This is a genomic window from Phaeobacter italicus, from assembly GCF_019801785.1.
GTDB lineage: Bacteria > Pseudomonadota > Alphaproteobacteria > Rhodobacterales > Rhodobacteraceae > Phaeobacter > Phaeobacter italicus.
In genome coordinates this window covers 207245-229463 of sequence record NZ_JAHVIJ010000005.1, presented here as the reverse complement: position 1 = coordinate 229463, position 22219 = coordinate 207245, and the positions used below count along the sequence as shown (strand labels likewise).

The window sequence follows — 22219 nt, the reverse complement described above, 5'->3', positions numbered from 1 at the left end:
ATCACATGCGTTACCAGATCAGCGGAAAACAGATCGACATTGGCGAAGCTCTGCAATCCCATGTGCAGACTGAGCTTGGAGCGGCAGTCGAGAAATATGCTGAACGCCCCACCGACGCCAACGTCGTGTTTTCAAGGTCTGCGCATGAATATGTTTGTGAAACGACCGTTCACCTGTCGACCGGTCTGACCGCGCAAGCAAAAGCGCATGCCACTGAAATTTATGCAGCATTTGAAGCCTGCAACGAAAAGATGGAAAAGCAGCTGCGTCGCTACAAGCGCCGCCTGAAGGACCATCACCGCGAGCGGAGCGAGCCGGTTGAACTCTCCGGCGCGAGCTCTTATATCCTCGCCTCTGAAGACGCTGGCGCCGAGTCTGAACCAGAGTCCCTGCAGCCGATCATCGTCGCCGAGATGGAAACCAAAATTCCGTCTCTGTCCGTCGGTGAAGCCGTGATGCAGATGGAACTGGCAGGCGCACCTGTGCTGGTGTTTCGAAACGAAGGCAAGGACGGCCTGAATGTCGTCTATCGCAGGGATGACGGAAACATCGGTTGGATCGATCCGTAAACCCGGCTTTGGCCACATCTGAGCTGAGCGGAGCAGTAAGAGAATGCAAATTTCTGACATCCTGAAACCGGAGGCCGTCCGTGTCTTTGGTGCTGCCTCCAGCAAAAAGCGTCTCTTTCAGGAGATCGCTGATGTGGCTCAGCTTGCCTATGGTCTGTCTTCTCAGACCACGGTCGAGGCTCTCTTGGATCGCGAGAGCCTTGGCCCCACCGGTGTAGGGCACGGCGTTGCCCTGCCCCACGCCCGCCTTGATGGGCTGGACAAGGTGGTCGGTGCCTTTGTCAAACTGGACACCCCTTTGGAATTTGGTGCTGTGGATCGCCAGCCGATCGACATCGCCTTTGCCCTGTTTGCACCCGAAGACGCAGGCGTCGAACATCTGAAAGCCCTTGCTCTGGTGTCGCGTACGCTGCGAGAACAGAGCTTTTGCACCAAGCTGCGTGCAAACCCGGATCCGGCCACACTTTATACCATTTTGACCGAAAACCAGTCGGTTCAGGCCGCCTGATCCGACAGACGGTCAAAGCCGCTCAGCCGCACCATTCAGAGAATCCAAAAAGCAGGTAGTCGCGCTGATAGACAGCTGCGATTTTCTCTTCCAGTTCCGCATCGTGAATGTCAGCAAGCCCGTATGGCTTATCCGCATCGCTGCTATTGCCAACCTCAACAGCATCATGGCCGACCCAGCGCGCAAGGTCCGGCAAAGCCGTGGCCAATTCGTCCTCGCGCAGGATAACGTCTGGCGACTGGACCGTTGCAAACCCGGCCAGCGTCTGCGCCTGCGACGCCCAGGATGCGTCGGTGCGAAACCCGGTCTGCCCGGCCAGATTATTGCCGATCACCTCGACGAACCGTTCAAACGCTGCCCTGTGTTGGTCACGTCCATAGCTGCTGTCCGGATCCTCCTTTGGCAGAGGCACAGCGAACTGATTACGCAAAAGGTTTCGGATCTGGCGCAGGCAACCCTCGCCGGTCTGAAGAATACGGTGACAGAAAACATGGTGCAGCCGCTCCGCCGGGTGGCGCAGCACTGTCAGGCTGCGAAATCCGGGGTGACCCCGTTTCCATTGCCTCAACTGCTTTTGGTTCATTTCAGAAATCAGCCCGGCAGGGCCGTCCGGCTCTTGCGCGGCCATCCACGCATTGACCTGATCCGTCGGCCCTCCTGAAATCGGCAGAAACAGCAGTGGCAGCTGCTGCCCGGCGATATAGTCCGGCACCGCGGGCCCGCGACGGGGTTCAAAATTCGGGGTGCGGCTCAGGTCAAACCTGTCAATCCGCGCCATCGCTCGCTCCAGCTCCGCTGGATTGGCAACCTTGCTTTCCAAACTGCCCGGGTTTTGTGGTTTGAGACTGTCATCCAGTGCATCCAACCGAGCTGAAACGCCAAGCCATGTTGCGAGGCCATTCAGAATCTCGACGTCCTGCAGATCCTCGTAAGCGATGTAAAAACCCGTTTGCCCGGTCCGTTGCAGACGATTCAAAAGCAGGACCTGAAACGCCTGCAACTCTTCGACATGACGTGCGAATTCGGCTGCATCAACCGTCGCCATCCCGTCCTTGCGCCGTTTTACATTGGTCAGCTTCCACTGCCCCGTGGCACGCGCGATCTTGTGCGAGACATAGCTCTCTGCCGGGTTGCGGGTAAGAATGATTTTTGCACAGCGGGGATCATCAAGAACGGCATCCAGAATCCGTGGATCATGGTCGTGAAAATAGCGGAAACCGGCAAAATCCTCCGCGTCACGAAACCGGGCAAGAAACCCCAGTGGATCCTGTTCGCGCTGGTCCTGCGACCAGCCCAATGTGGTGTCCCGATTGGGGTAACTGATGAAATGCGGATTGAACGCCTCGCCGTGGCACGTGACACCATCAAGCGCGTTCAGGTTGGCCTCTAGGAAATTGGAGCCGGTCCTCATCTCGGCAAAGACGACAAAGTAATCAAATGTTCCGGTCATGAACTACCGCACCAAATAGGGTTTGCGAGAAGGTTTGGGCATGTTCAACGGCCCCTGTTCTGCCGGGAAATCGCCCATCAGATAGGGATGCATGCCCTGGTTCTTGAGGTTCTGCAAAAACTGGCCGAACCCCGCTAGGTCCACCATTGTTGGCGCCGTATTCAGATGCCGTTGTGTCTGTGCGCCGAACTCATCCAGAATGGTCTGGATCGGTTCCATCGGGGATTCAACAAATTCTGCCATGGTCCAGATCCGCACCCGGGCTTTGACGTGGCGGGACCGCAGCACCTCGATGTGCTTTGCTTCGATCTGTTGCAGGCGCGCAGCCTCGCGGCGGAGTTCCGAGAAATTCTTGTTCGAGCGAAACAAAGGCACCGCCCAAGCCCCGGAAATGACCGAGACCTGCGCATTCGGATCACGTGCGACCAACCAATTGATGGCCTGATTGTCCTGCGGGCCGAACTGAAAGCACTGTCGCTCTCCTCGGGTGTTCCAGATCAGGTTGGTCAGGAAAGCCTTGGGATTGTAGTCGCGCAGACTGGTGCTATCGCAAAGCGCCCCGTTGATCAGTGTCTGGCGATCAGCGAATTCGACCGCGTCAGGAGAAAAGAGATGCCCGTGCACCTTGGCGCCAGTCGCCTGGGTCAGCCAGTCTTCAAAGTTCTCAAACAGCTCGCTAAAGCCCTGAAACATCGAATAAGGGTTGCAGGTCACACCGTTTTCGGACCCGTTGGCTGGCATCCGGCTTTGCATATAAAGACCCGGTCGCCCCCGCGTGCGCCGCTCAACCGCTTTGGCAAAAATCCGGTCGATCTTTCCCGGGTTGGGTTCTGTCCCCTTCATCGCGTCGGGATTGTCACCCAGGAACGTGGAATACAGTCGCTCTGCGTGTGGCCAGATTTTGCGCGCGACAAAACAGTCGGACCTGCGCAGCAATTGCAGATGATCGTCATAGAAATTGTGCGGTTTGCCCTGAAAATCAAACTTGGAGAGTGTCAGCGACCGGCTTTCGATATTTGAGGAGTAAAGCCGCACCAGCGTTTGATAGTAGCTTTCATCGGGGATCCAAACCTTGCGAAAATAGCGGTCATACCGCTCGCGCTCCGGATCTTCGAGAATCGCAGACAGGGTTTGGCGTGTCAGGCACCACCATTGGCTGCCCATATGGGGCACCAGCCCATCCGGAACCCTGCGTTTGATGCCTAGCCGACGTTGAAGGTTGACGTATTTATCGAACAGAAATCGCTGCGTTTTCCAGGAAAAGGGAAACCGCAGAGTAAAGCGTTCCACATCCAGTCCACCTACGATCCAGGGCACGTCCGCTGTTGTTGCGCTCTCGATGAAATCGGTGCGAGGTCGCGCTGCGAGATAGTCCACCAGATCAGCCACGGGCCGCAGTGGCAAACAAGAACCCGACGCCAGATAGACGTGGCGCACATCCGGATACTGCGCCAGCATCATTTCTGATGCGGATTGCGACGCAGCAACGATACCCCATGTGCCCCACTCGCACCGGTGCCGCCGCGAAAAGCGCACCATCGGCTCTCCCGCAAAGGCGGCTTTGAACGCGGAATAGGTCGACTTCGGCACCTTCTTGTCGACATGCAGAACCACAGGACAGCCCCCTGCCACCCAGTGTCGGGCGACCTGTTCGGCACGATCCAACGCGGTATGGACCAGCATGACAATGCCGACCGTGCTCATGCCCAGTTTCCTTTGGACATCAGGCCCAGGATCTCCAGCTGGCGCCAGTTGATGTATTTCTCACTCCACTTGCACCACAGTTCCGGCTGCTGTTCGCCCAGCTCTGCATAGGCCTTGTACTCTGCCGACCGGTTGTAGTGCTGGCCTCGCAGCATCTCTTCCTCGGCCTTCTCGCCAAATGTGTGGAGAAACTTGGTGTGCAGCAACGCGCCACTCGCCTTTTCCCCACCGTCGATTTCATAAACCTGGTTCAGGCCCCGTGGCAGCAGCGCGTGGGTTGAACTGACATAGGTGTAACGCCGGTCCCATTTCACCAGCGGGATCTTGTTCAAGGCTGGTGCCTTTTTGGGCTGGTCTGCAAAAAACACCCGCGCCCGAGGACCGCCCTGAATCCAGAGATTGCCATAAAGCGGATTGCGCTTGATCGAGTAGTTGCCGCTGTCGAACCAGTTGGCAATTTCAAGCGGATCCTGACCCGCACGGTAGGGCACCGCATCCAACCGCCCTTTCGGGTAGACATCGATCAACATGGCAGAAAAACTGCGGATGCCAGAGTTATCCAACCAATCCGTCAGCGCCCGCAGGGGCCGACTGTCGCAGAATGGGTAGATGAACAACTCATCCGGGTCTACCACAAGGACCCAATGCCCGTCAGCATAGCGGCGTTTGAGATAGTTCATCCAGTCGACGCCATAGCCCGCACGGCGATAGCTTGCCATCGTATGCCACACCGACACATCGCTCATTCCCGCCAGGTAGTCTCGGGCACCGTCGACCGATCCGTTGTCCACGACAAGAAAGTGATTCACGCCAAGTTTGCGATAATAATCAAGGAAGTATGGCAGGCGGATTTTCTCGTTCCGCATTGTCATAACCAGAAGAATATCCCCCGGCCTGATCCGTGCGGTATTGTCCTGAACAGCAGAGAGTTCGCGGGACTTGCGCAACGCCCGTAGGATGCGACGCTTCCGTCGCAGGCGCATCCGATAAGACTCCCAAAGGCTCAAGACTGCATCCATTCCCGGTTGAACAGGGCCCGTGAACAGGGACCATGGCGGGCCGCCGCCCATCCGGCCCCATCCTGCCAGCGACATTCCGCACAATATGCCATGTAACCTATTTGGAAACAATGAATTTGGAACTGGCGCGGTTGTTGCCAACTCTGCTCTTGCGTTGCCTCAGCCGCTTTCCGGGCAGGCGCGCAGAGCGGCCAGTTCCAGATCAAATGCACGGCTTGGCATTCGTCCGTCCCGCTGATCACGCCACAGACAATAGGCCGCCATCCGCCAGTGGTACCACGGGCGTAGCGCGAGATAGCGCGCAACAAGTTGTGGGTCCGGATAGCGGTCGAGGAAGGCCGCCTCTTCCGCCGCGCTAAGCGGCGCGCCACGGTAAACCTGCTGCATGGCAGGTGACAAAAATAGCGCCAGATCCTCAGTCGGGTCACCGATCTGCGGGCATTGCCAGTCAATCAGGGTCAGCGTGCCATCATGGGCCACAATATTCCCCGGCACGGGATCTCCGTGGATCAAAGTGGGTGACAGATAGGGCGCGACCTCTCCCCTCGGCTCCACCGACAACAAGGTCTCAGCCCCATGGCAACGTCCAAGGATGTGATGCGTCTGTTCGGCCAACGCCCTGCTGCCATTACACCCTTGCGGCAGACCGGAAATGGTTGGTTGGTCATGCAGACGTCCAAGCAGCTGAGCGACATGGCCTGCGTTCTGTGACCAGGTTTCACCCGGGATATGTGTGTAAGCGAGCCACTGTTGCCCCTCGAACGCTCCATCGGACAGATAATGTGGCACCATCCCGGTTCCGCCCAACGCCTGAAGCGCGGCCCGCTCTCGCTGCGGATCATTTGCAAAGAGTGGGTTGTCGGTATCACGAGCATAGAGTTTGACCACCACAGTCCCAAACCGCCAAACGCGATTTGACCGCCCCCCGACAAGGGGACGGGCAACCGTAATGGTCAGGCCTATCTCGGCCAGATGCGCCAGAAAGCGCTCTTCGTCATGTGACCGGTGCTGTCGCAGATCAGGCTCCGTTGCTGTGACGCAATCCTATAGACGCGTCCGCGCCCGGTGCCCAGCGCGATGCCCGGTATCAGCTGCCGGCAGATGCAGGCTCTCTCAGGGCTGTCACGGATGACGCCAGAATAGCCGAGCCGCTTTCGAGGATCAGGGCAACCTCATTCCCTTGCATCTGGGTTTCCTTCACGCGGGTATAGGTCTCTGCGGCATCGCTCAGGACAACCTCACCATTTTTCTGGCTTTCCAGGGTGAAGCTGTAGCTTCCTGGCGGGAAGGGAAGACCGTCATCATCAATCCCTTGCCATTGATAGGGATCGGCAGAAACCGGCATGGCGATGCGCTGCACTTCGGTTCCCTTGTCGTTCTTGACAATGAGGGTCACGGTATCGGCGATCTTGGCCGGATTGGGAGACACGGTGATCGGATTGGCACCATCAAAATGGGACGGCGCAGTTGATCGTGTTTCCATTCCGACCCAACCTGACATTGCAGCCATATTGGCCAGACCCAGCTGGGCCTGCATTGCGGTCAACAGATCATTGCCCTGCACCTGCTGTTCCACCATCGAGAACTGCGCCAGCTGTGCCGAATACTCTGTCGAATCAATTGGTTCCAGAGGATCCTGATAACGCGCCTGCGCCGTCAGCATTTTCAGAAAGGTTTCGAAATCCGACGCGATGCCGGTGGCTTTCTTGGGTGTGGCAGCTGCCGCTGCCGCCTGCTGTTGTTGCGCTGCAGAGGCGCCCGTTACAGTTGTCATCTCATTACATCCTCATATCCACGCCGGCATCCCCAATGTTGAGCGGCGGTGCAGTCATTTCAGAAGGCGCATCGGCCATCACGGCAGAACCTTCCGCAGCAGAGCCACGGCCCTGTCCGGATCCCTGACCCGATTCGCCACCACGGCCACCCTGGCCAGCCGTTTCACCGCCAGAGAACTGGAACGAAATGTCCTCGAACCCCATGCGGCGGAACTCATCCGCAAGCTCATTGATATGGCGGCGCATCAGATCACCTGTTTCCGGGCGTTCCGTCTGGATCATGACGCTGACGCCGGTCTCCGTCACCGAAACACGCATGTTCACATGGCCCAGTTCCTTGGGGTTCAGCGCCACGTCAACGTTGCGATCTCCCTTGGTGGCAAGTGCCTCAGCCATCTGATTCGCAATCAGCCGCGGCGTTTCCGGCTTGTGAATGGTGCCCGGGCTCATGGTCGCTTCGGTCAGAAGCTGAGACAGCCCTGGCATCTCCATACCGATCAGGCTGGTCCCCGATTGGCCTGCCAGCGGTTCAATCGCAGTAAGTGATTCGATCTGCATCGCAGGGGTTTGGGGCATCGCCGCCGTCAGCGCGCCAGCCCCCAAACCAAAACGGGCGACCGAATAAACACCATGAGCTGAGGTTGCGGAATAGGTCGGCGTCGGCGTCGCTGTCGAGGTGGAGGACGAAGTCTGCTCCACACCGGACAGGCGCGCTTCTGCGCGTTCTTTCGATACGCTGATGGCATCCCGCGCGGCAGATACCGAATCAGCGGCCTGCCCGGCGGTAAGCGCCGCGGCGGACACTTGCCCCGGGTTTTGCTGCATGACCGAGGTCTGGACAGTGGCGTCCGTCTGCGGGTTCGAGTGGATGGCCGCGCCATCCCCTCGCTGAACCTGTTGCTGTGCTGTTGATTCGCCGGTTTTCACCGCTGCGACAGATCCTTTTGTCGCCAGATCAACCCGGCTGGCATCCGCTTTATCTGGTGCAGCCCCACTCTGAGCGGCAGGGCCATTTGCTTCGGCCGGGGCCGTCTTTGCTCGTGCGGTGGCAACCTCAACGTCAACAATCCGACCGATTTTCTGATGAACCTCGGTTGCATCAATGGCGGCAGCTGCCGGATCAGCCTGCGTCGCAGCAGCAACAGCAGACGGATCCGCCGCATTCGCCCCAGCCGCGGCTACGGCTGCCTGAGACACCTGCGCATGACGGATGTTACCAGGCACCGGTGGAGTGGACAGAGCAGCCGCCATCTTTCCTGCTTCGGAAGAGCCGCCATTTGCAGTCGTCTCGGTCGTCGGTGTCTTGACCTGCCCATCCGCAGCGACAGGAGAATCACCCCCCTCGTGATCTGCAACCGGCTGCGGATTTTCTGTCGACACGATGCCTTCATCACCGCCATCTGCAACCAGATCACCTGTCACAACGGCAATGTCCGACGCCCGTTCACGAGGCACGTCAAAACGGATCGAGTCAGGAGCATCCGTATCCACACCCTCATCTGGGGCGTCATCGGAGACAGCAGCATCCTTTGCTGTATTTTCGTTGGATTCGTCAGTGTTTGCAGCGACCTCATTCTCTGTCGTCTCTGCTGCGACAGCCGGTTCAGCTGCTTCGCCAGTCTTTGTTTCTGCTGTCTCTGCCATGACCGCATCAAAGCTCGCGCCTTTGCGGGAATTGGCTGATTCGCCTTGCTGGATCTTCTCCGATCCTTGCGCGCCACCAGAAAGGGGGCCGGTAAGTGCGTTGATAAACATTGGCTTCCAGACATTCTATCTCGGTGTCTGGCACCTTAGCGCCAATCAGTTACGGCAATTTTAACCGATCATCGGCCAAACTCTGAAAAATCGAAGCAATTTCGACGTCTCAGAATGAGGTACAGAATGGAACAGATTGCTCATATGCCAAGCGTTCAGCGCGCAGGCAAAATAAAGTCGCAACCCCAGGATCCCCTGCGCAAGGCTGCCCAGGATCTTGAAGCGACGTTTCTTACAGAAATGTTGAAATCTGCCGGATTGGGCGAAACCAGCGAAACCATGGGTGGTGGCGCAGGTGAAGACCAATTCTCCAGCTTTCTTGTCCGCGCCCAGGCGGAACAAATCACCAAAGCAGGCGGGATCGGTCTCGCCGAATCTCTCTATCACGCATTGAAAAAGGCACAGGACAATGACTGATCGCACCCCTCAGGACATGATTGAACAGCTCGACGACCTGCTGGATCAAGAGCGCATCGCGCTGCTTGCAGGTGATCTCCATGAACTGGAGCCGCTTCTCGCTCAGAAAGAAGAGATCATCACCGCGCTGAACATGGCCGGTGATCTGGAGCGCGAAACACTGGAAAGCGTTCAAAGCAAAGTCACCCGCAATCAGGCCCTTCTGGACAGTGCAATGGAAGGCATTCGTGCCGTGGCCGCCCGAATGGCGGAACTGCGTCGCGTGCGCAAAGGACTGGATGTCTATGACCAGGCCGGCCGCAAGACCCGTTTTGCCACTCGTGGCGCACCTACTCTGGAAAAACGCGCCTGATCGGAAAATTTTGGAAAAATTCTAGCAATGGAATTCGCGGCATTAGCACTCCTTTAGCACATATTGGGCCAATGTCGCTTTGCACCTTCCAAAGAGGTGGCGCGGAAGCCGGATGGCGGAACGCATGGTCAGAAAGACGTCAGAGAGCGCCCTTCGGGGCAGGGAAAACCAGAGGTAAAATAGGCCTCGAACTAAAGGAATACATGCTATGTCCAGCATTCTGACTAACAACGGCGCAATGGTTGCTCTGCAGACTCTGAAGTCTGTAAACATGGACCTGAACGACACCCAGAGCCAGATCTCCACCGGTAAGCGCATCGGTTCTGCAAAGGACAACGCTGCTGTTTGGGCGATCTCCAAAACCATGGACTCCGATATTGCCGGTTACAACTCGGTTCAGGAATCCCTGGGCGTGGGTGAGGCAACTGTTGCTGTTGCTCTGTCCGGTGCCGAACAGATCGTTGAAACTCTGACCGAGATGAAACAGCTGGCGATTTCCGCAAACTCGGAAAACGTGGATCACGCCAAAATTCAGGACAGCCTCGCCAAGAAAGCGGCACAGATCGAATCCATCATCGACTCTGCTGAATTCAACGGTGCCAACCTTCTGGATGCGGCAACCACAACTCAGCTGACCGTTCTTGGCGGTCTGGATCCGTCGGCGGACACCATCACCGTGACGTCGATCGACTCTGCCGCGGATCTTAGCACGGCCGGTATCACCGCGATTACCGACGTTGCGACCGCGTCTACTGCGCTGACTGAGATCGAAACCATGCTGGGCAACGCGATTGACGCTTCTGCTCAGCTGGGTGCGGACTCCAACCGCCTGAGCGACCAGAGCAAGTTCGTGTCGAAGCTGAACGACTCCCTGAAAATGGGCGTCAGCACCATGACCGACACCAACATGGAAGAATCGTCTGCTCGACTGAAGGCGCTTCAGACCCAGCAGCAGCTGGCAGTACAGTCTCTGTCGATTGCAAACCAGGCACCGCAGACCCTGATGTCGCTGTTCCGTTAAGGGCAGCTTGATCTGGGGCGCGTCATTCGCGCGCCCCAGATCCCATATCGCAGAGAATCTGTAGATTACATGTTAGGATAACACGTGAATGCCCTTCTAAAGGCGAAGAGCGCCTACTCGGCGGCAAAGGCCCCGACACGAACTGCCAAAAACCTTGAATATGAAGTCATCGCGCGCATCACCCGCCGCATGGTTGCCGCCGCCCAAAAAGGTCGGCCTGGTTTCAAGGAACTGGTGGAAGCCCTGAAAGATAACCGAAAACTCTGGTCTATTTTCGCGGACGAAGTCGCCAATCCGGAGAACCCTCTCCCCGAAGATCTCAAGTCTCAGCTGCTCTACCTTAGGGAATTTACAAATCAACACACCAGCAAAGTCATGGCCCGCAAGGCGGATGTCCGGATGCTGGTGGAAATCAATACGGCCATCATGCGTGGCCTTCGCAGCGGAGCGTCGTAAGATATGAGCGGATTGGTTCTGAAACTTGCCCCAAAAGAGCGGGTCCTGGTCAACGGAGCGGTGATCGAAAACGGTGATCGTCGCAGCCGGTTGTCCATTGTGACCCCCGATGCCAACATTCTGCGTCTGCGTGACGCAATCCATCCCGAAGAAGCCAACACACCGGTGCGCCGCGTGTGTTATGCGGCCCAGCTGGTTCTGTCCGGCGATGTGAATGGCGAAGATGACCGCCTGCAGATGCTCCGCCGCATCGAAGAGCTGAGCCAGGTCTTTACCGATCCTGACAGCCGGGCCTCGCTTGCCGAAGCAACGGATGCTGTCTTGTCGGACAATCATTACCGGTGTCTCAAGGCTCTGCGTGCACTTCTGCCGCGCGAAGACCGTCTTCTGGCGGTACGTCCTTCCTGATTTTTGGGCACTATGGCAGCCGAACCATTCGGCTACATCGACCAAGAAATCTCTGATCGCCGACAAGTGGACCTTGTCCAACACCAAGACAGCCCCAGTCGGCAAAAATAAGAAATGCAGTCTCTGCCTTGCAAAAAGACGCCGCACCTCAAAGGTGCGGCGTCTTTTTTTGTTGGGGGGCTCCGATTGCCGGTTCCTGCCAGGGCAGCAAAATGATTGCCTGATTTTCGCACTATTTATCGCATTCAGCAGCAGACAAGAGAAAGGCGCCCGGTCAGGCGCCTTATCTTTCTGAATGATTGTGGGGTCACCGATCTATCAACGCAGGGCACCCGCCCGGCGGACCATCAACATCAACCTGTTGAAGCTGCTTTTGATACCATCTGGATCGGATTTCCCGAAGAATGAATCCAACTCCGGCCAGAGCTTCACTGCCTGATCAAGCGTTACGTCATTGCCTTCCGAATACAGACCGGCGCGGATCATCACCTCTGACTGCTCGTACGCGCCAAGATATTTCCGCACATCCAGAATGGCGGCATTTTCCTCTTCAGTGGCCGCTGCAGGCAGACTGCGCGACACGGATCGAGACACATCAACGGCGGGAAACCGGCCGCGCTCTGCGATTTCACGGTTGAGCACGATATGACCATCCAGAACGCCACGCAGGATGTCGGCGATCGGCTCATCCATGTCCGAGCCGGCAACCAGAACGCTGAAGACGGCCGTGATATCCCCCTGACCGTCGCTGCCTGGCCCCGCACGCTCGCAAAGCCCGGTGATCAGCGGGGTCACCGAGGGTGGATAGCCCCGCAAAGCAGGTGCCTCGCCGGAAGCAACCGCAATCTCGCGGTGGGCTTCGGCAAAACGCGTGACGGAGTCTGCGAGAAACAGAACGTTTTTGCCCTGGTCACGGAAATGCTCGGCGACGGCCATCGCCGACCATGCACAGCGGCGCCGCACCAATGCCGACTGGTCGGAGGTCGCGGCCACAACAACCGCGCGTTTCATCCCGTCAGGACCCAGAACCTCATTGACGAAGTGGTTGACCTCGCGTCCTCGCTCCCCGATCAGCGCCATAACCACGACATCTGCTTCCATATTCTGGGCCAAGGTCGCCAGAAGCGTGGATTTCCCAACGCCAGATCCCGCAAAAAGACCAACACGCTGGCCTTTCACGATGGGGAGAATCGTATTGAAAACCGCGAGCCCAGTCGCGAGTCGCTCTCCCATCGGCCGGCGCTCTGCCGCTTTTGGGGGCGCCGCCATCAGGTCACGTGCGGTTTCTCCGCGCATCATCGGGCGCCCGTCAAGCGGCGCACCAAAAGGATCAATGACGCGGCCAATCCAGCTGTCGGCAGGCGCAAATTCCGGTGTCGGATGCAACAAAACCGGATCACCCACGGCAACTCGATCAGGGGCAGTATCCGGCAACATGCTGATTTCTCTTCCAGAAATTCGCATCACCTCGCCTTGCAGCGGATCTTTCCCTCCGCGCCGCAGGACCAAGCGATCGCCGATCCGTGCCTGACCGTCCAGCCCTGATACTGCAATAGCACCCCCAGAAATTTCGGTTACACGGCCCACCGCAGCGGACAGGCGCTTGTTCGCCAAATCTTGGGTCAAGGCATTGATGGCTGAGATCATGTTCTGCGTCTCCAACTGTTCCTGAAAACAATTTCTAAAGGAATCGGGGTTAAGCCTTGATTGAAATTGATCGAGGGAGAAGCCCCGGTGTTCAAAGAACTGAACGTCTTTAAAATTGCGTATTCCATGGCGACCCATGCGGGTAAGCGCCAGGCATTGGTTGCACAGAACATCGCCAATGCGGATACCCCCGGCTACAACGCCAAGGACATCAAGCCCTTTAAAGAAGTCTACGCACAGCGTGCTCGGCCCGGCGACATGATCGCAAGCCGTGCCAACCATCTGAACGGTGGCAGCGGTGCAGACATGAACTGGGCCGTGACTGAACAGCGCGGCGGCAGCGACCCCAACGACAATTCCGTTTCTCTAGAAGCCGAAATCCTGAAAGGGGTCGAGGTCAAGCGTCAGCACGACCGCGCATTGGCGATCTACAAATCGTCGATGAAAGTCCTGCGCGCCAGCCTTGGCAAGAACTGAGGAGGGTAGACCATGAGCGAATTTGCCAAATCACTTTCTATCTCTGCCAGTGCACTGCAGGCCCAATCGACCCGCCTGCGTCACGTGTCCGAGAATATCTCCAACGCCGACACCCCCGGCTATCGCCGCAAGACTGTCCCGTTTGAGGCGGTGCGCGACCTGTCAGCTGATGTCGAAAAAGTCTCTGTTGGACCTGTGCGTCTGGACCGCTCTGATCTGGAGCAGGTCTACGATCCGTCCCACCCGCTGGCAGATGACAGCGGCCACTACAAAGGATCAAATGTCGATCTGATGATCGAAATCGCTGACGCCCGCGAGGCGCAGCGCAGCTACGAAGCCAACCTCAAGATGTTCGAGCAGGGGCGCCAGATGTCCTCTTCGCTGATGGATCTCTTGCGCCGCTAACCTGAATTCGACCAACCCCACTTTATTACTGGAGATCCAGAATGGATATTCGCAGTCTTTCCGCCACCTCCGGCTATGCCGCCGCCCGCCCGGCCACCAAAATCGACCCGGAGCACACGGCAACCAGCCCCACGGCGCGGATCAAAGCCAGCTTTGAAGAGTTCAACAACACTCTTCAGCAAAGCGAACAGACCTCTGTCACCGCGATGACCGGAAATGGCGATCCGCACGCGCTGGTCCAGGCGCTGGCGCAGACTGAACTGGCTGTCGAAACAGCGGTGACCGTCCGCAACAAGGTTGTCGAAGCCTATCAGGAAATCCTGCGGATGCCGGTTTAACGCCATGCTGAGCGAGGGGATTTTCTACGACACGCTACGCCAGGCTCTGTGGACCTCTGTGATCATGTCCACACCGATCCTGTTGGTGGCGCTGGTTGTTGGTCTGGCTATCGGCCTGTTCCAGGCGCTGACCTCGGTGCAGGAAATGACACTGACCTTTGTCCCCAAAGTTACAGCAATCGTTATCGTTTTCTGGATGACCATGGGCTTCATGACGCAGTCCTTGGTCGCATTCTTTGAAGGGCACATCGTGCCGTTGATCGCAGGAGGTCTGTGATGGGTGTCACCGGTTACACCACTTTGTCCCGCCAGTCGGGTCTGATGCGCGAAATGCGGGTTGTTGCAAACAACATCGCAAACGCCGCCACCACTGGCTACCGTTCCGAAGGGCTGATTTTTTCGGAGTTCATTCAATCTGCTCCCGGCCAGGAATCCCTGTCGATGGCGCGCGCCAACATCCGCAACACCTCTCTGGCGCAGGGTCAGTTGACCCAGACCGGTGGTGATCTGGATCTGGCACTGGAAGGTGACGGCTATTTCATGGTCGAAACCCCAATGGGCGAACGTCTGACCCGATCAGGCACCTTTTCCACCAATGCCGCCGGCGATCTGGTGACCATGGATGGGTACCGGGTTCTCGACGCAGGCCGCGCGCCGATGTTTGTTCCTGGTGATGCCAAATCGGTGAAATTCGGCGCAGACGGCACGCTCAGCGTGGATGGGCGGGCCTTGGGCCAGATCGGCATTTTCAAGCCGGAACAAACCCACCAGATGGTGCGCGAGGACGGCGTGATGTTCCGCGTCGATGGCGAAGTGGAAGCTGCGTTTGAAACCCGCGTTCTGCAAGGCTTTCTCGAAGGATCGAACGTCAACGCCATTTCCGAAGTCGCCCGCATGGTCGAAATCCAGCGCGCCTATGAAATGGGTCAGAGTTTCCTGGAAACCGAAGACCAGCGTGTACGCGACGCCATCAAGAAACTGATCAAGACAACCTAGGAGTAAGCCAATGCGCGCCCTCAAGATTGCTGCAACAGGTATGACCGCGCAACAGCTGCGCGTTGAGACCATTTCCAACAACCTCGCGAATATGAACACCACAGGCTATAACGCCCGGCGTGCTGAATTCGCTGATCTGCACTATCAGCAGGTGACACGTGCAGGCACCGTGAATGCCTCGGACGGCACTGTTCTGCCGACAGGGGTTCAGGTTGGTCTGGGTGTTCGGGCCTCTGCCATTTCCATCCACCTCGCCCAAGGCGCGCTCACTCAGACCGGTAACGATCTGGACGTGGCCATCGATGGCAAAGGCTACCTTGAAGTCACGCTGCCCTCTGGTCAGTCGGCCTATACCCGCGATGGTTCACTCAAACGCTCGGCCGAGGGGCTGATCGTCACCTCCGACGGTTTCACTGTTTCCCCTGACATCACCATCCCCGCGGATGCACGCAATGTGTCAATCAACGCCGATGGTGAAGTCTACGCCTATTTCGATGAAACCGCCGAAGGCCAGCTGATGGGTCAGCTCACGCTTGCCGGTTTTTCCAACCCCAAGGGGCTCGAGGCTCTGGGCAGCAACCTCTTTGTTGAGACCGAAGCCTCTGGTGCAGCAACCGTTGCCTCCCCTGGCGAAAACGGTCTGGGCACCCTGCGTCAGGGATACCTGGAGGCGAGCTCTGTCGACGCAGTCCGCGAAGTGACCGAACTGATCGAAGCACAGCGCGGTTATGAAATGAACGCCAAGGTCATCTCGGCAGTCGACCAGATGATGGGCGCAACCACACAGGTGCGGTAATGAAACGGATCCTCGCCATCTTGATGCTTGTCTGTGCCCAACCCGCTTGGGCAGAGATCCTGGTCCCGGTGCGCACCATCCGCGCCAAGGAAATCGTCACGGCCGAGGATCTGGCCCTGAAATCCGCCGACGTGCTCGGCGCGCTCTCCGACCCGTCCGAGGTGATTGGCAAAGAGGCGCGCGTTGCCCTTTACGCCGGGCGCCCCGTGCGTGCAGGCGACGTCGGCCCGCCTGCCATTGTTGAACGCAACGACCTTGTCACCATTCGCTTTACGCGCGGTGGGCTGACCATCATGGCAGAGGGCCGCTCGCTCGGCCGTGGCGCCGATGGAGAGGCCATTCGCGTCATGAATCTTTCGTCACGCACAACCGTCACCGGCCGCATCGCGTCCGACGGAACAGTTGAGGTAAACTAATGAACAAGAAACTCTTTTCAGCCAAGACCGCCCTCATGGGTGTGGTCATGCTCAGCGCCTGCGGACGGATGGATCACGTTGGCAAACCGCCCAGCTTCAGCCCGGCGAATGAAACCCCGGAACATGTCGCCATGTTGTTCCAGGGCCTGCCAACCGATACGCAGACCCAGCGCCCCGTTGATCAGGCATCGCTCTGGAGCGGCTCGCGCCAGTCCCTGCTGGGCGATCGTCGCGCCACCAAACGCGGCGACATTCTCACTGTCGTGATCGAGATCGACGAAGAGGCCGAAATCTCCAACGACACCAAACGCTCGCGTTCTGGCTCCGAAAGCCTGGCCATGCCGCAGCTGCTTGGCCTGCCTCAGCGGCTGGATCGTCACCTGCCTGAAGGCGCGACTGCAGCCGATGCCGTCGATCTGAGCAGCACCAGCCAGTCCGGTGGCAAGGGGTCGGTCAAACGTAGCGAACGGCTTGAACTGCGGGTCGCGGCCACAGTTGTCGATGTTCTCCCGAACGGCGTTCTGGCAATCAGCGGCACCCAGGAGCTGCGCGTAAACTTCGAACTGCGTGAACTGCTGGTCACTGGCTATGTCCGACCCGATGACATCAGCCGCCAGAATGAAATCACCTATGACAAGATCGCCTCTGCCCGCGTGTCCTATGGCGGCCGTGGTCAGATCACCGATGTCCAACAACCCCGTTACGGCCAGCAGGTGCTGGACGTGATCCTGCCATTCTGAGGACTGTCCATGCTGTCTAAACTCCTGCCCGTCATCCTTCTTTTGGTTGGAACTGCTGGTGGAATCGGCGCGGGGATCGTCATGGCCCCCGCCCCCGAAGAACACGCGCAGGAAGGCGCAGAACCTGTGGAAGAGGCTCAGAAAGAGCCCGAAGAGGAAAAAGAACCGACCCGCGAGTTCGTCAAAATGACGAGCCAGTTCGTCGTCCCCGTTGTTGAGCGGGAGAAACTGTCGTCGCTGGTGGTGATTTCCCTGAGCCTTGAGGCAAACATCGGCCTCACCGAAAAGATCCACGCCTATGAACCCAAACTGCGCGACATGTTCCTGCAGGTTCTGTTCGATCACGCCAACATGGGGGGATTCAACGGCGCCTTCACCCGCTCTGACATGCTGACACCACTGCGCACCGCGCTGCGTGAAGCGGCGCAAAAAGAGTTGGGTAAAGACATTCATGACGTCCTGATTGTCGAGATGTCACGCCAAGACGTCTGATCAATCCCACCTGATAGATCACCACAAAGAAACCCCCGGCACCAAATTGGCGCCGGGGGTTTCGTTTTTCGGTGACCGTTTTCAAGCAGGATCAACCCTGAAAGTTTACGGCCTGGCTCACTCCTGGTTCATCAGACGATTGCGCTGTTTCTCGGCCAGCTCGACCTTGCGGCGCTGGCGTTCTTCCTTGGCCATCGTCTCGACCGCATGTTTGCGACCAAAGGCCTTGCGCAGTCCATCCATCGCACGCAGTTTTTGCGCAGTGATCTGGGCGAGCTCCATATTCAGCTGCCTCTTGCTGCGGCTATGCCAGCTCTGCCAAAGAAGATCCGCGCCGAGCGCTTTCATCGCGTGATCGCTATGGGCCAGTTCGCGGGTTTCCTGATACTGTCGGTCCAGTTTTGCCAGCTGACCGCGCAAACGTGCCTCGGCATCAAGCACCGGTTTCACCTTGGCATGTTCGCGCAGGTACATCGCTTCGGTCACGCTGGCCATCTGGTCGAGCATTTTCTGTTTCATCACACCATCCCCTTCGCCCGTTGACGCATTTTCTCCGCAAAGCGGATCGCAGCGGCGACCGGCGCGTAATGTTCTTCGTGGATTTCGTCACCAATTTCGACCGCCGCATGAAGCGCACGGGCAGTTGGTGGGTCACTGTGAATCGGAACGCCATTTTCATTCGCGACCTCGCGAATAATCGCGGCCACCTCATCAACACCCTTGGAAACACAGACCGGAGCCTGCCCTGGCTGCCGATCCCATTTCAGCGCCACCGCATAGTGAGTCGGGTTCACGATCACCACGTCCGCCGTTGCGACATCTTGAACGCCCGCGCTCATGGCGATTTGCTGGGCCTTTTGCCTGCGCGCGCCCTTCATGTGCGGATCGCCTTCCGAGTTTTTCATCTCGTCCATGATTTCTTTGCGGGACATCATGTTCTTGCGGGTGAAATCCGCCTGCTGAAAGGCCGCGTCCACGACGCCCACGGCCAGCGCAATAATCAGCGCCAGAACCATGAACTCAATCGCAAGCTGCCCCAGCATCGTCACCACGACAAAAGCGCCCGTGGCTGCAGAGGCAATCATGTCGGGCAAACGGTAGTTGAGATAGATCCCCATGCAGACCGAAAACAGGATCAACTTGACCGTGCTTTTTGCAAACTCAAACAGGCCGGTCATGCCGAACTTGTTCTTGGCATTCGACATGATCGAAATCCGCGAGAGTTTTGGCTCCAGCTTCGATGGGGCAAAAACCAGCGCGCGTTGGCCGACCAGGGACAGGATCACCGCCGCAGCCGGGATGATGAACATCGGCGCCATAGCAGAGGCAACCGATTTCAGAAGGCCGCCAACCGGCGGTGTGCCGTTATCGGAAAAAAACAGCTCCGCATGGCGGTCGGGCTGATCCAGAAACGACATCATGAGGCTGCCCATGTCCCGGACCATGTCCTCGCCTGCGGTGTAGACGACGATGATCAGACCCAGATACGCCGCAGCCACGGACAGATCCGTGGACTTGGGCACGTCGCCCTTTTCCCGCGCCTTGCGGATTTTCTCTGGCGTCGGTTCGTATGACTTGTCTGAATCGTCGTCTTGGCTCATCGCATGCCCTCACCCGGATTTGCGAAGAAACTCATAAGCGCCGTGCTCCAGATCTCAAGCAGCATGGGGCTGGCGACCATCAGGATGGCAAGCCCACCAAAGGTCACGACCGGGGCACCGACAAAGGCAACCATCAGCTGCGGCATGGCACGGTTGATGACACCCAGGGTGAGGTTGTAGATCAACGCCCCGATCAGGAACGGCGCTGCCAGCGAGAACCCGAGCGAAAATGCTCGTGAAATCCGGTGGACGCCCCAGTCGGACAGGCCCATAGCCGCCGGGAACTCTCCCATTGGGAACATCATGTACGAATAGATCATGAACTCTGCCGCCCGTACGTGGATGCCCAGCATCACCGCAAGGGCCAGGGCAGAAATCAGCAAAACCGCCCCGATTGCGGGCATTGCCTCAGCACCGATGCCGCCCAGAACCTGTGCAAGCGACGTCGACTGCGCCGCAATGGTGCCCGCTGTCTGAATGGCGTGAATAAAGAGACGGATGCCAACTCCCAACGCCAGGCCAATGATGGCTTCACTCGCCGCATAGCCCGCGTATTGCAGCGGTGTGTCAGGGGCAGGAAACAACGGCAGCGCCGGCGCCACAACAAATGTAAACGCAAGCGCAATCGCCAGTTTCACACGCACTGGAACATATTGTTCGCCAAAGGCCGGCAACATGGCGACCATGGCCGATACTCTCAGAAACACGATTGCCCCATGCCAAAAGCCGGCGCCCAGAAGGGCCACCAGCTCTGGAGGCAGAAAGCCGATATTCATGCGGGGACCATCCCGACCAATGCGGGCCGTGCTTCCAAGCCGATTTCCTCGAAACTCAGCACCGGGTTCATGATCCCGCGTGATTTCAGGATCGTTCGCAAATATCGGCGGCGGCGGGTCGAGGTCACGACTGCTGCAAAAACGCCCTGCTCTGTCGTGGTGTTCAACCGATCGGTCAACCCCTCTGCCAGCTGGTTGAACTTGTCCGGTGGCAGCGCAATGTCGACGGCCCCGCCGTGTGCATCAATCTGATAGGTGGAGAATGTCTCCTCCCACTCCGGTGCCAACTGGATCAACGGAATTGTGCCGTCCTCGCGTTTCATCTCTCCGACGAGCTGGAAGCCGAGACGTTGACGCACGTGTTCACAGATCATCTCGGGCTGCGAAATATGCTGGCGCGCTTCAGCGATGGTTTCCAGGATCAGTGGCATGTTGCGGATGGAAACACGCTCTTCCAACAGCAGGCGCAGCACCGCATGAAGCGTGTCCATCGGCACCTTGTCAGGCACCAGTTCATCCAAAAGCTTGCGGTTTGCTTCGGCGCGGAACTCATCCGATAGCTCTGTCATCTCGTTAAGCAGGCGACGCAGTGCTTTCAGCGTCAGCAAGCGGGGGAAGTTCTGCTTGATCACTTCCAAAAGGTGGGTTGCCAGAATTTCCGGCGCGGTCACGATGGTTGCACCAGACAGCGCAGCCTGCTCTTGCGACTTGGCCGAAATCCAGCGCGCGGGCGCGCCATAGACGGGTTCTGTCACATCTGTGCCCGGCGGCAGCGCATCCTGATTGTCGGGCATCAGCGCCAGAACCATATCCGGACGCAGATTGCCGCGCACCTGCTCAACCCCCTGCACCTTGATCACATAGGTGCCCTGCATCAGCTCTGGTTCATCGGTCAGGCGAATTTCCGGCAGAATGAGCCCAAAGGTCGTCGCCACATGGGTTCGCATGTTTGCGATACGGGCATCCAGACCGGTGCCTGCATCCAACACCATGCTCACCAAATCCGGCGCGAATTCCAGATGCAGATCATCAAGATCCAGAATATCCCCAAGCGCCCGGCTTTCCTTTGGCTGCATGACCTCTTCGATCTGCTCTTCCATCTCGGCCTCGGCCTCATCGGTGATTTTCTTGCTCATCCGATAGGCCGTGTATCCCAGAACGCCGCCACCAACGATAAACGGAATGAACGGCAGGCCCGGAACCAGTGCAAACAACACCATCAGGACAGCCACAGTTGCCAGCGCGGCAGGGTGTTTGCCCAACTGATCCGCCAGCGCCATGTCGGTCGCACCGGTCGCACCACCACGCGCCAGCAGCAGCGCCGCAGCGATCGAGATGATAACAGAAGGGATCTGCGACACGAGGCCATCGCCGACCGTCAGGATCGCGTAGGTTTCAAAAGCAGCCCCCACGGGCATGCCGTGAACCAGGATCCCCATCACCAAACCCATGATCAGGTTCAAAAGGGTGATCAACAGGCCCGCAATCGCGTCGCCCTTCACAAACTTGGAGGCACCATCAAGGGAGCCAAAGAACGTGGTTTCACGCGATTCCGCTTCACGACGTTCCCGGGCAGTCGCATGGTCGATCGCGCCTGCGGACATATCACTGTCGATCGCCAGCTGCTTGCCTGGCATCCCGTCAAGGGCAAACCGCGCACCCACCTCGGCCATACGGGCGGCGCCTTTGGTGATCACCATGAAGTTCACGATCAGCAGCACGCCAAAGACGACAAGACCAAGGAAGACGCTGCCCCCCATCACGAACTGGGCAAAGCCCTCGATCACACCGCCAGCTGCATCAGTGCCTGTGTGACCTTGGCCGATGATGAGCTTGGTCGACGAAACGTTCAGCGACAAACGCAGCATGAGAGAGGCCAGAAGGATCGTCGGGAAGGACGAGAAATCAAGCGGCCGCTCAATGAAAAGAGTGATGGTGAAAATCAGAATCGCCAGACCAAAGGACGCGGCGAGCCCGATATCCAGCACCCAGGCAGGCATTGGCAAGATCATCATCACGATGATCGCCATCAGCGCCAGCGCAAGAAGCACGGTCGGGCTGAACACTTTTTGGATGTCGAAGTTTTGCACGAAAGTCTGCC

Annotated in this window: 27 protein-coding genes; 16 read left to right on the top strand and 11 right to left on the bottom strand. The window is 58.0% G+C overall.

Translation table 11 applies throughout. The features are described 5' to 3' along the window. Positions 1–5: 5 nt before the first annotated feature. Complete coding sequence (hpf, locus tag KUV39_RS13775; protein WP_008561766.1) at positions 6–569, top strand: ribosome hibernation-promoting factor, HPF/YfiA family; 564 nt, start codon at positions 6–8, stop codon at positions 567–569. 43 nt (positions 570–612) lie between these two features. Further along, positions 613–1077, top strand: coding sequence for a PTS sugar transporter subunit IIA (locus KUV39_RS13770; protein WP_008563014.1), 465 nt, complete (start codon positions 613–615; stop codon positions 1075–1077). A 22-nt stretch (positions 1078–1099) separates the two neighbouring features. On the opposite strand, the gene KUV39_RS13765 is transcribed toward KUV39_RS13770, so the two are convergent. From KUV39_RS13765 to fliK, 6 genes are all read right to left on the bottom strand, one after another. Continuing rightward, entirely contained in the window at positions 1100–2527 is a 1428-nt protein-coding gene (locus KUV39_RS13765) for a sulfotransferase family 2 domain-containing protein (RefSeq protein WP_222460025.1), read from the bottom strand. Between the two features lie 3 nt (positions 2528–2530). Continuing rightward, complete coding sequence (locus KUV39_RS13760) at positions 2531–4231, bottom strand: DUF5927 domain-containing protein (RefSeq protein ID WP_008562667.1); 1701 nt, start codon at positions 4229–4231, stop codon at positions 2531–2533. Beyond that, positions 4228–5214 carry a glycosyltransferase family 2 protein gene (locus tag KUV39_RS13755; RefSeq protein WP_037303015.1) on the bottom strand — a complete coding sequence of 329 codons (987 nt, stop codon included), beginning with the start codon at positions 5212–5214 and terminating at the stop codon, positions 4228–4230. The genes KUV39_RS13760 and KUV39_RS13755 overlap by 4 nt, the downstream gene beginning before the upstream one ends. 195 nt (positions 5215–5409) lie before the next feature. Then, positions 5410–6231: a phosphotransferase family protein gene (locus KUV39_RS13750; protein WP_244998381.1), complete on the bottom strand. Its 822-nt coding sequence runs from the start codon at positions 6229–6231 to the stop codon at positions 5410–5412. A gap of 106 nt (positions 6232–6337) precedes the next feature. Then, entirely contained in the window at positions 6338–7024 is a 687-nt protein-coding gene (locus tag KUV39_RS13745) for a flagellar hook capping FlgD N-terminal domain-containing protein (RefSeq protein WP_008559591.1), read from the bottom strand. Positions 7025–7028: 4 nt separating this feature from the next. Further along, positions 7029–8780, bottom strand: coding sequence for a flagellar hook-length control protein FliK (gene fliK / locus KUV39_RS13740; protein WP_222460024.1), 1752 nt, complete (start codon positions 8778–8780; stop codon positions 7029–7031). A 126-nt stretch (positions 8781–8906) separates the two neighbouring features. Between fliK and KUV39_RS13735 the strand changes: the two genes are divergently transcribed. The 5 genes from KUV39_RS13735 to flbT all read left to right on the top strand — a co-directional run bounded on the left by KUV39_RS13735 (position 8907) and on the right by flbT (position 11434). After that, positions 8907–9197 (top strand): rod-binding protein, encoded by a 291-nt coding sequence (locus KUV39_RS13735; protein WP_222460023.1) that lies wholly within the window; start codon positions 8907–8909, stop codon positions 9195–9197. Next, positions 9190–9549 (top strand): flagellar protein FlgN, encoded by a 360-nt coding sequence (locus tag KUV39_RS13730; RefSeq protein ID WP_008558845.1) that lies wholly within the window; start codon positions 9190–9192, stop codon positions 9547–9549. Before KUV39_RS13735 ends, KUV39_RS13730 begins: the two co-directional genes overlap by 8 nt. Before the next feature lie 208 nt (positions 9550–9757). Next, positions 9758–10570, top strand: coding sequence for a flagellin N-terminal helical domain-containing protein (locus KUV39_RS13725; protein ID WP_050674121.1), 813 nt, complete (start codon positions 9758–9760; stop codon positions 10568–10570). 84 nt (positions 10571–10654) lie between these two features. Further along, entirely contained in the window at positions 10655–11026 is a 372-nt protein-coding gene (gene flaF, locus KUV39_RS13720) for a flagellar biosynthesis regulator FlaF (protein ID WP_008560650.1), read from the top strand. A gap of 3 nt (positions 11027–11029) precedes the next feature. After that, positions 11030–11434 (top strand): flagellar biosynthesis repressor FlbT, encoded by a 405-nt coding sequence (flbT, locus tag KUV39_RS13715; RefSeq protein WP_008560440.1) that lies wholly within the window; start codon positions 11030–11032, stop codon positions 11432–11434. A 318-nt stretch (positions 11435–11752) separates the two neighbouring features. Here flbT and KUV39_RS13710 read toward each other — a convergent pair whose 3' ends face one another. Continuing rightward, positions 11753–13081 (bottom strand): FliI/YscN family ATPase, encoded by a 1329-nt coding sequence (locus KUV39_RS13710; RefSeq protein WP_037302613.1) that lies wholly within the window; start codon positions 13079–13081, stop codon positions 11753–11755. 87 nt (positions 13082–13168) lie between these two features. Between KUV39_RS13710 and KUV39_RS13705 the strand changes: the two genes are divergently transcribed. From KUV39_RS13705 to KUV39_RS13665, 9 genes are read left to right on the top strand one after another with little or no spacing between them, the layout of a single operon-like run. After that, a complete protein-coding gene (locus KUV39_RS13705; protein WP_222460022.1) occupies positions 13169–13558 on the top strand; it encodes a FlgB family protein in 390 nt (129 codons plus the stop codon). A 12-nt stretch (positions 13559–13570) separates the two neighbouring features. Beyond that, a complete protein-coding gene (gene flgC / locus KUV39_RS13700) occupies positions 13571–13963 on the top strand; it encodes a flagellar basal body rod protein FlgC (protein WP_008561350.1) in 393 nt (130 codons plus the stop codon). Positions 13964–14004: 41 nt separating this feature from the next. Next, positions 14005–14301 carry a flagellar hook-basal body complex protein FliE gene (gene fliE, locus KUV39_RS13695; RefSeq protein ID WP_008559234.1) on the top strand — a complete coding sequence of 99 codons (297 nt, stop codon included), beginning with the start codon at positions 14005–14007 and terminating at the stop codon, positions 14299–14301. 4 nt (positions 14302–14305) lie between these two features. Further along, complete coding sequence (locus KUV39_RS13690) at positions 14306–14578, top strand: flagellar biosynthetic protein FliQ (protein ID WP_008559581.1); 273 nt, start codon at positions 14306–14308, stop codon at positions 14576–14578. Next, positions 14578–15297 carry a flagellar hook-basal body complex protein gene (locus KUV39_RS13685; RefSeq protein WP_008558729.1) on the top strand — a complete coding sequence of 240 codons (720 nt, stop codon included), beginning with the start codon at positions 14578–14580 and terminating at the stop codon, positions 15295–15297. Before KUV39_RS13690 ends, KUV39_RS13685 begins: the two co-directional genes overlap by 1 nt. Positions 15298–15307: 10 nt before the next feature. Then, positions 15308–16093: a flagellar basal-body rod protein FlgG gene (flgG, locus tag KUV39_RS13680; protein ID WP_008563117.1), complete on the top strand. Its 786-nt coding sequence runs from the start codon at positions 15308–15310 to the stop codon at positions 16091–16093. Next, positions 16093–16509: a flagellar basal body P-ring formation chaperone FlgA gene (gene flgA / locus KUV39_RS13675; protein ID WP_008562483.1), complete on the top strand. Its 417-nt coding sequence runs from the start codon at positions 16093–16095 to the stop codon at positions 16507–16509. Before flgG ends, flgA begins: the two co-directional genes overlap by 1 nt. Then, on the top strand, positions 16509–17249 hold the full coding sequence (flgH, locus tag KUV39_RS13670; RefSeq protein WP_008560106.1) for a flagellar basal body L-ring protein FlgH: 741 nt from the start codon (positions 16509–16511) through the stop codon (positions 17247–17249). Before flgA ends, flgH begins: the two co-directional genes overlap by 1 nt. A 9-nt stretch (positions 17250–17258) precedes the next feature. Further along, positions 17259–17741, top strand: coding sequence for a flagellar basal body-associated FliL family protein (locus KUV39_RS13665; protein ID WP_046211419.1), 483 nt, complete (start codon positions 17259–17261; stop codon positions 17739–17741). A 117-nt stretch (positions 17742–17858) separates the two neighbouring features. Here the strand turns inward: KUV39_RS13665 and KUV39_RS13660 are convergent, their stop codons facing one another. The 4 genes from KUV39_RS13660 to flhA are packed head-to-tail and all read right to left on the bottom strand — an operon-like array spanning position 17859 to position 22208. Further along, positions 17859–18260: a hypothetical protein gene (locus KUV39_RS13660; RefSeq protein ID WP_008561138.1), complete on the bottom strand. Its 402-nt coding sequence runs from the start codon at positions 18258–18260 to the stop codon at positions 17859–17861. Then, positions 18260–19342 carry a flagellar type III secretion system protein FlhB gene (gene flhB, locus KUV39_RS13655; protein ID WP_209035075.1) on the bottom strand — a complete coding sequence of 361 codons (1083 nt, stop codon included), beginning with the start codon at positions 19340–19342 and terminating at the stop codon, positions 18260–18262. Before flhB ends, KUV39_RS13660 begins: the two co-directional genes overlap by 1 nt. Further along, positions 19339–20118 carry a flagellar biosynthetic protein FliR gene (locus KUV39_RS13650; RefSeq protein WP_008562734.1) on the bottom strand — a complete coding sequence of 260 codons (780 nt, stop codon included), beginning with the start codon at positions 20116–20118 and terminating at the stop codon, positions 19339–19341. Before KUV39_RS13650 ends, flhB begins: the two co-directional genes overlap by 4 nt. Then, positions 20115–22208 carry a flagellar biosynthesis protein FlhA gene (flhA, locus tag KUV39_RS13645; RefSeq protein ID WP_008562885.1) on the bottom strand — a complete coding sequence of 698 codons (2094 nt, stop codon included), beginning with the start codon at positions 22206–22208 and terminating at the stop codon, positions 20115–20117. The genes KUV39_RS13650 and flhA overlap by 4 nt, the downstream gene beginning before the upstream one ends. Positions 22209–22219: the final 11 nt, after the last annotated feature.